Genomic DNA, 6,698 nt, shown 5'->3' with positions numbered 1-6,698 from the left:
CCGATAGTACCAACGTTTACGTGCGGTTTTACACGTTCAAATTTTTCTTTAGACATGAGTAGTCCCTCTAGGTACGGATTTAGGTGGCCCGAATTGACCACGCAACCAAAAAAGATAATTGGTAAATCTTATATCAAAAGGAAATAACTTTGAGAGCTGGTGCTGATAGGCAGACTCGAACTGCCGACCTCATCCTTACCAAGGATGCGCTCTACCACCTGAGCTATATCAGCACTCAAATTAGAGTGGAGCGGGCAGCGGGAATCGAACCCGCATCATCAGCTTGGAAGGCTGAGGTAATAGCCATTATACGATGCCCGCAACACGTAACTCTGAGAGCTATTTCCTAAAGAATATGGTGGAGGGGGACGGATTCGAACCATCGAAGGCAGTGCCGGCAGATTTACAGTCTGCTCCCTTTGGCCACTCGGGAACCCCTCCAAAATTTCAAGCCATTCTTACTACAATTGTTTCTCTAAGAAACAGGAAAGAATGGTGCCGACTACCGGAATCGAACTGGTGACCTACTGATTACAAGTCAGTTGCTCTACCTACTGAGCTAAGTCGGCATAAGTGGTGCGCATTCTATTGAATGATTTTCTAGGTTGCAATAGCTATTTCAAAAAAAAACGTAAAATTAGACTTTTTAGAATCAATTGCTGCAAAATCATACAAACCTCGCTTTTTAAAGCAAACTTTCGAGCTTTGTCGTTTGCTTTGCACGGAGCTTGTTGTATGTTCTTGCTCTCTATGAAACCAAGGATAAAAGAGACCCATGAGTCCATTTTTGTCATTTGACCGTGCCGAATGGGCAGAATTGCGTAATTCTGTTCCAATGACACTATCTGAAGATGATTTAACTGCGCTTCAAGGCATTAATGAAAACCTCACTATGGAGGAAGCGGTAGAGATCTACCTTCCTTTGTCTCGCCTTTTAAATCTGTACGTTCAGGCTCGCCAAAGCCGCAACTCGGTACTTCAGCAATTTCTCAACACAGAAGAACATGCCCCACCCTTTGTTATTGGTATCGCAGGCAGTGTAGCAGTTGGTAAGAGTACGACCGCGCGACTGCTAGAGGCTTTGCTATCACGTTGGGAGAACCACCCAAAAGTTGCACTTGTAACAACGGATGGTTTCTTATACCCAAAGAAGGTATTGGAAGAGAAAGGTATCATGCATCGTAAAGGCTTCCCGGAGTCTTACGACATTAAACGCTTGGTCGAATTCGTTTCCGATGTAAAAGCCGGTCAGCCGAATTTAGAAGTCCCGGTTTATTCACACATTACTTATGACATCACTGAAGAGCGCAAGAAAGTAGATCGCCCTGATGTACTTATTATCGAGGGATTAAATGTCCTACAGAGCGGTATGGACTACCCGCATGATCCTCATCGTGTGTTTGTCTCAGACTTTCTTGATTTCTCTATTTATGTGGATGCGGAAACCGAAACCATCGAGCAATGGTATGTAGAGCGCTTCTTGAAGTTTCGTAGAGGGGCATTTACCAAGCCTGGCTCGTACTTTAGTCATTACACTCAGCTCTCAGTGGAAGAAGCAAAGAGTAAGGCAAAGCAAATTTGGCATGATATTAATGGACTCAATTTAGAGCATAATATTCTTCCCACTCGAGAAAGAGCCCATCTTATCTTACACAAAGGACCAAGCCACTTGGTTGATAAAGTATCACTGAGAAAGTAATGCTAGCTTGATCGCTCTATTCCGTTTTTCTTAAGGAGATCTCACCACCAATGTAGGTCTCCAATCCATTCTCGGTTTCTAGAACAACACCGCCTTGTTGGTCAATGCCTTTCACAACGCCATGCACTTCTCTTGGGCCCATTAGTAACTTCACAGGGCGACCAATAAAATTATCTAAACGATTCCAACGTTCAACAAAACCGGCCAATCCCGTCATCTCGTATTCTTCTAATGCCATCTTCCAATGTTTGATGAACTTGAGCGCCAGGTCATTTCTGTCGATACTAAAACCATCACTAACTTGATTTAAAGTTGTCCAAGGCTGATCAATGTCCGGCTGCAAGTCTGGCATACCAATATTAAGCCCCATACCAATAACCAGATGCGCTGCACCGCCTGCTTGCCCAGACATTTCCACTAAGATACCCGCGAGCTTTTTATCCTGGTAGTAGATATCGTTCGGCCATTTGAGTTTAACGCCTTGAATACCCAACTCTTCGATAGCTTCCACAGCGGCAATGCCAACAACCAAGCTCAACCCCATAGCCGCTGCCATACCAGCATCCAAACGCCAGTACATGGATAAGTATAAGTTTGTACCAAAAGGCGATACCCATTGACGACCACGTCGCCCTCGCCCCTTCGCCTGATATTCTGCTAGGCAGACTCGCCCTTTCACAGAGTCATTGACTCGATCGAGTAGATATTGGTTAGTGGAGTCGATCACGGAAATAAGCTCGAGAGGAGTATCCAGTTGAGCTTGAAGTTTCTGTTCGTCGAGTAACTGCAAAGGTTGTGCTAACTGATAACCACGTCCTTGGATACGGTATATATCAACACCCCAGTCATTAAGCCCTTTAATGTGCTTAGCAATCGCAGCTCGAGAAATCCCAAGTTCTTGCCCCAAGCCTTCTCCAGAATGAAAACCTCCATCGCTGAGGGACTTGAGAATATGCAGCTTTACAGAGTGTTCCTTTCTCATCGTTTAGCCTCAATCTCAGCTAGATTGGTTTCACCTTTGTTATTCATAAAACGAACTTCGTGTTCAAGTTCAATCTGGTATTTATCCCAAACGGTCTTTTTCACCAGAGACGCTAAGTCGACCACATCATCAGCACTGCAGTTATCAACATTAGTCAACACCAAAGCTTGCAGTGGATTGACTTGAGCACCATTGACCGATATACCCTTAAGACCACATTGGTCTATTAACCATCCCGCTGCGACCTTCATTCCGCCCTGTGCTGGGTAAGCCACCATATTGCTGTGCTGCTGAATTAGGCGATCATAATGATCTTGGCTGATCACAGGGTTTTTGAAGAAACTGCCCGCATTGCCGACTTTCGCCGGATCAGGCAGCTTTTCCATACGCACTTGGCAAACACGTTCAAAGATAGCGAGAGGAGTTAACTCATCCTCTGGAATACTCTGCAAAGGGCCATATTGATTGATCGCCTGCCACCGCTTCGGCAATTTCAGACCAACCGCAGTGATAAAGCACTTTTCATACAGTTCGTGCTTGAAGATAGAATCACGATAACCAAACTGGCACTCGTTAGCGGTCATTCGCCTTGTTTCAAAGCTGTGAAGGTCAAGAATGTCCACGTACTCACAAATGCTCTGTAACTCTAAGCCATAAGCTCCAATGTTTTGGATAGGAGCAGAACCCGCACACCCAGGAATAAGAGCGAGATTCTCCATCCCCCCCATGCCCTGCTCAACACTCCACGCAACCAAACTCGGCCAATCTTCCCCACCTTCAACGTGTAGTAAGTAATGCTCGTCGGTTTCAGTGACCGTTTTACCCATTAAACGGTTGATGATCACCATACCTTCATAAGGTTGAGTAAACAGCATGTTACTGCCCTTCCCCAGAAAGAGCTTGGGTATGTCTTGATAAGCTTGGTCTTGGAAAAGTTGTCTTACGTCCTCTACTGACTCAACAATCGCCAGGTACGCACAGGTTTGTTCGATACCAAATGTGTGGAAAGCCTTAAGGCTCGCGTGTTTCTTAATTTCCATAGTGGATTTGCAACGCCTGATGAGATTCTCTTAAACTGTGAACATTCTACATTAGTTATCTTTTAGCCGCAGTGACAATACCTAGCTCATTAATCATAGAAGTGTTAAATCCAATCAAACTTCCTCTTATTAAGAGGTTGTATAAAGCCCATTATCCCGCAGGACGGGCAAAACGAGACGAGCTAATCATTACAGCCAGTATCGACAACAGTATCGTCGCTTTGTTAAGAATGAAGACGGTAGAGAAGTCACGGCTACTAACCGGTATGCTCGTTGTGCCGGAATATAGGGGGACAGGTGTGGGAGGGGCGCTGCTTGAACATTGCACAAGCAAAGTTTTCAATGATGGCGACTATTGCTTTGCTTTTATCCATTTAGAAAACTATTACGCACAACATGGATTCAAAACCATCGAGAGCACAGAGCTTCCCAATTCATTAAAAATGGCTTATTTGCGTTATGTAGAGAGTGGTAAAGATCTCATTCCAATGCAATTCATTACTTCTCACACCTCAAAGGGTGTGGTTTTGTAGCCAGAGAAATCATATCTTTGGTAAAATGTCAGGTTCGCAATATTGCACTTAATTAAGGTACTCACACCGGTATGATAGTAAGTAGGAACCCATTCGAACAGTTGCCAAGTCTCGCAGTTAAGCCTGAAGACTTTGAAGTTCTGCATGCAGCAGATACTTTCAGAACTCGTCTTCTTGAAGCGATCAGCAAAGCAACGTCGCGAATTTACCTAGTCGCTCTATATCTGGAAGATGATGAAGCTGGCCGTGAAATTTTCACAGCGCTCTATGAAGCGAAGCAGCGCAATCCTGGATTGGACATCAATATCTGTGTAGATTGGCACCGAGCGCAACGTGGTCTCATTGGCGCAGAGTCGTCAGAAGGTAATGCTGCACTGTACAAAGCCTTCACAAAGAAATATCAACATTCTATTCCTGTCTACGGTATTCCAGTGCGTGGTAGAGAAGTGTTTGGTGTGCTGCATCTTAAAGGTTTTATCGTAGATGACACCGTGATCTACAGTGGTGCAAGCCTTAACAACGTATACCTTCAGTACAACGATCGTTACCGTTTCGACCGCTACCATGTCATTCAGCATAAAACGTTAGCAGACTCTATGGTGAGGTTCATTCAAGACGAAATGATCGCTCATCCTGCAGTCAACGACTTAGCAGGCAAAGATAAACCTGAAACCAAAGAAATCAAAGCTGACATTCGCCAACTTCGCTCTTCACTTGCACGTGCAAACTATGAGTTTGAACCAGAAATTGCTAGCGAAGAAGAAGTGAAGGTGACGCCATTAGTCGGTTTAGGTAAACGTCGTAATTTACTCAACCAACAAATCGTTAAGCTACTTGCTGCTGCTCAGAACGAAATCTTTATCTGCACTCCTTACTTTAACTTCCCGAAAGCAATTAATCGTGAAGTAAAACGTGCAATGAAACGAGGCGTAAAAGTAACAATAGTGGTTGGTGACAAAACTGCTAACGACTTCTACATCTCCCCTGAAGAAGAGTTTAAGACTATTGGTGGCTTACCATATCTATACGAACTCAACTTACGTCGTTTCGCTAAAGCGAATGAAGCCAGCATTGCTGCTCGTAAGCTATCTATTCACCTTTGGAAGCACGATAACAACAGTTTCCACCTAAAAGGCATTTGGGTAGATAAGCGCTACATGCTGATGACTGGTAATAACTTGAACCCTCGTGCATGGTCACTGGATCTAGAAAATGGTCTATTGGTACAAGATAACTACGCCAAGATGACAGATAAGTTTGAACAAGAAGTGGCAAACATTCTTGAACATACTCAGCTTATTTGCACCTACAAGCAGCTAGAAAAAGTAGAAGACTACCCGGTAAGTGTTCAGAAGTTAGTTCGCAAGATCACTCGAATCAAAGCTGATGGGGTACTTAAACGTATTCTTTAAGAAGTCTAGCTAAAGTCATAACGAAGCCCAGTATGAAAGTACTGGGCTTTTTTATTACTGGTAGCTTGGGAGGTAAGGGCAACTAAAACTCGCAGAGAATAACAAGGTCTATAAGATCCGAATAAACAAACTCCCCCTATGACATCCCCTCTAATGGCTCATAAGGCAATAACGTTGGATTACTTTAGAGGGAAATAGCTAGATCGAGTAAATAAGAAGGCTTTCAGTGTCTCCCCTGAGTCGATACTTCTCCTCGAAGGGGTGAATATTAGGGTATGAACAAAACCCTTTCCCCTTGGGATTCACATTTCCAGCATGCGCTATTTTGGGTTTAGGGGAATCAGATGCACTTTCAACTAGACTGGTATTCTTTTCTTCATATACGAAAAAGACTCTAGCATTTCTGCTAGAGCCTTAAATATCGCAGGAGTGGACCGGGCTGGCGTTCCAGAGGTTCGACTGAGCTGGCACCCCAACTTCCAACACGCGCTGTTTTGGAGTATCAGGGGAATCCACTGCTTTGGCCTTAAGATACAAATACGAAAAAGGCTCTAGTCTTTCGACTAGAGCCTTGAATATGGCAGGGGTGGAGAGATTCGAACTCCCAACACGCGGATTTGGAATCCGCTGCTCTGCCAATTGGAGCTACACCCCTGTAGAAACTACAGTTTATCACATTGTAGATTCAAAAAAACCTCGCAAAAGCGAGGTCTTTGAAATAAGTGGCGGAGCGGACGGGACTCGAACCCGCGACCCCCGGCGTGACAGGCCGGTATTCTAACCAACTGAACTACCGCTCCGCACTGGTTAGACCTAAAGTCTAAATTTAAAGCCTGGCGATGTCCTACTCTCACATGGGGAAGCCCCACACTACCATCGGCGCTAATTCGTTTCACTTCTGAGTTCGGAATGGAAGTCAGGTGGGTCCAAATCGCTATGGTCGCCAAGCAAATTCTTTAATTCGGAAAGCTGTTTTTAGTTCTTACACATTCAATTCGTTCTTGCTTTGAGTCCATCAAAACCCCTTGGGTG

General features: G+C 44.5%; 5 protein-coding genes, 6 tRNA genes and 1 rRNA gene. 3 read left to right on the top strand and 9 right to left on the bottom strand.

Annotated elements, in window-relative coordinates; genetic code table 11:
• Positions 1-157: 157 nt before the first annotated feature.
• From GXP65_RS24360 to GXP65_RS24345, 4 genes are all read right to left on the bottom strand, one after another.
• Positions 158-233 (bottom strand) — tRNA-Thr (locus tag GXP65_RS24360).
• A gap of 13 nt (positions 234-246) precedes the next feature.
• Positions 247-321 (bottom strand) — tRNA-Gly (locus GXP65_RS24355).
• Between the two features lie 35 nt (positions 322-356).
• Positions 357-441, bottom strand: a tRNA-Tyr gene (locus tag GXP65_RS24350).
• A 52-nt stretch (positions 442-493) separates the two neighbouring features.
• Positions 494-569: transfer RNA gene (locus GXP65_RS24345), tRNA-Thr, on the bottom strand.
• Positions 570-775: 206 nt separating this feature from the next.
• On the opposite strand from GXP65_RS24345, the gene coaA reads away from it, so the two are divergent.
• Positions 776-1,699: a type I pantothenate kinase gene (coaA, locus tag GXP65_RS24340; RefSeq protein ID WP_038893024.1), complete on the top strand. Its 924-nt coding sequence runs from the start codon at positions 776-778 to the stop codon at positions 1,697-1,699.
• A gap of 16 nt (positions 1,700-1,715) precedes the next feature.
• Here the strand turns inward: coaA and birA are convergent, their stop codons facing one another.
• Complete coding sequence (gene birA / locus GXP65_RS24335; protein WP_122020125.1) at positions 1,716-2,681, bottom strand: bifunctional biotin--[acetyl-CoA-carboxylase] ligase/biotin operon repressor BirA; 966 nt, start codon at positions 2,679-2,681, stop codon at positions 1,716-1,718.
• Positions 2,678-3,721, bottom strand: coding sequence for a UDP-N-acetylmuramate dehydrogenase (gene murB / locus GXP65_RS24330; protein WP_162093920.1), 1,044 nt, complete (start codon positions 3,719-3,721; stop codon positions 2,678-2,680). Before murB ends, birA begins: the two co-directional genes overlap by 4 nt.
• Positions 3,722-3,822: 101 nt before the next feature.
• Between murB and GXP65_RS24325 the strand changes: the two genes are divergently transcribed.
• Positions 3,823-4,254 carry a GNAT family N-acetyltransferase gene (locus GXP65_RS24325; RefSeq protein ID WP_162093919.1) on the top strand — a complete coding sequence of 144 codons (432 nt, stop codon included), beginning with the start codon at positions 3,823-3,825 and terminating at the stop codon, positions 4,252-4,254.
• A gap of 71 nt (positions 4,255-4,325) precedes the next feature.
• Entirely contained in the window at positions 4,326-5,666 is a 1,341-nt protein-coding gene (gene pssA / locus GXP65_RS24320; RefSeq protein WP_162093918.1) for a CDP-diacylglycerol--serine O-phosphatidyltransferase, read from the top strand.
• Positions 5,667-6,244: 578 nt separating this feature from the next.
• Here pssA and GXP65_RS24315 read toward each other — a convergent pair.
• The 3 genes from GXP65_RS24315 to rrf form a co-directional block, all read right to left on the bottom strand.
• A tRNA-Trp gene (locus GXP65_RS24315) sits at positions 6,245-6,321 on the bottom strand.
• A gap of 68 nt (positions 6,322-6,389) precedes the next feature.
• Positions 6,390-6,466, bottom strand: a tRNA-Asp gene (locus GXP65_RS24310).
• Between the two features lie 31 nt (positions 6,467-6,497).
• Positions 6,498-6,614 (bottom strand): 5S ribosomal RNA (rrf, locus tag GXP65_RS24305).
• Positions 6,615-6,698 lie beyond the last annotated feature (84 nt).

The sequence above is a fragment of the Vibrio sp. LB10LO1 genome, from assembly GCF_010092875.1.
GTDB lineage: Bacteria > Pseudomonadota > Gammaproteobacteria > Enterobacterales > Vibrionaceae > Vibrio > Vibrio campbellii.
Note: the sequence above shows the minus strand (reverse complement) of the source record. Positions and strands in the feature narration are given on the sequence as shown.

Coding starts and splice junctions, on each gene's coding strand:
- pssA (WP_162093918.1), top strand. CDS start 4,326: ATGATAGTAAGTAGGAACCCATTCGAACAGTTGCCAAGTCTCGCAGTT.
- coaA (WP_038893024.1), top strand. CDS start 776: ATGAGTCCATTTTTGTCATTTGACCGTGCCGAATGGGCAGAATTGCGT.
- murB (WP_162093920.1), bottom strand. CDS start 3,721: ATGGAAATTAAGAAACACGCGAGCCTTAAGGCTTTCCACACATTTGGT.
- birA (WP_122020125.1), bottom strand. CDS start 2,681: ATGAGAAAGGAACACTCTGTAAAGCTGCATATTCTCAAGTCCCTCAGC.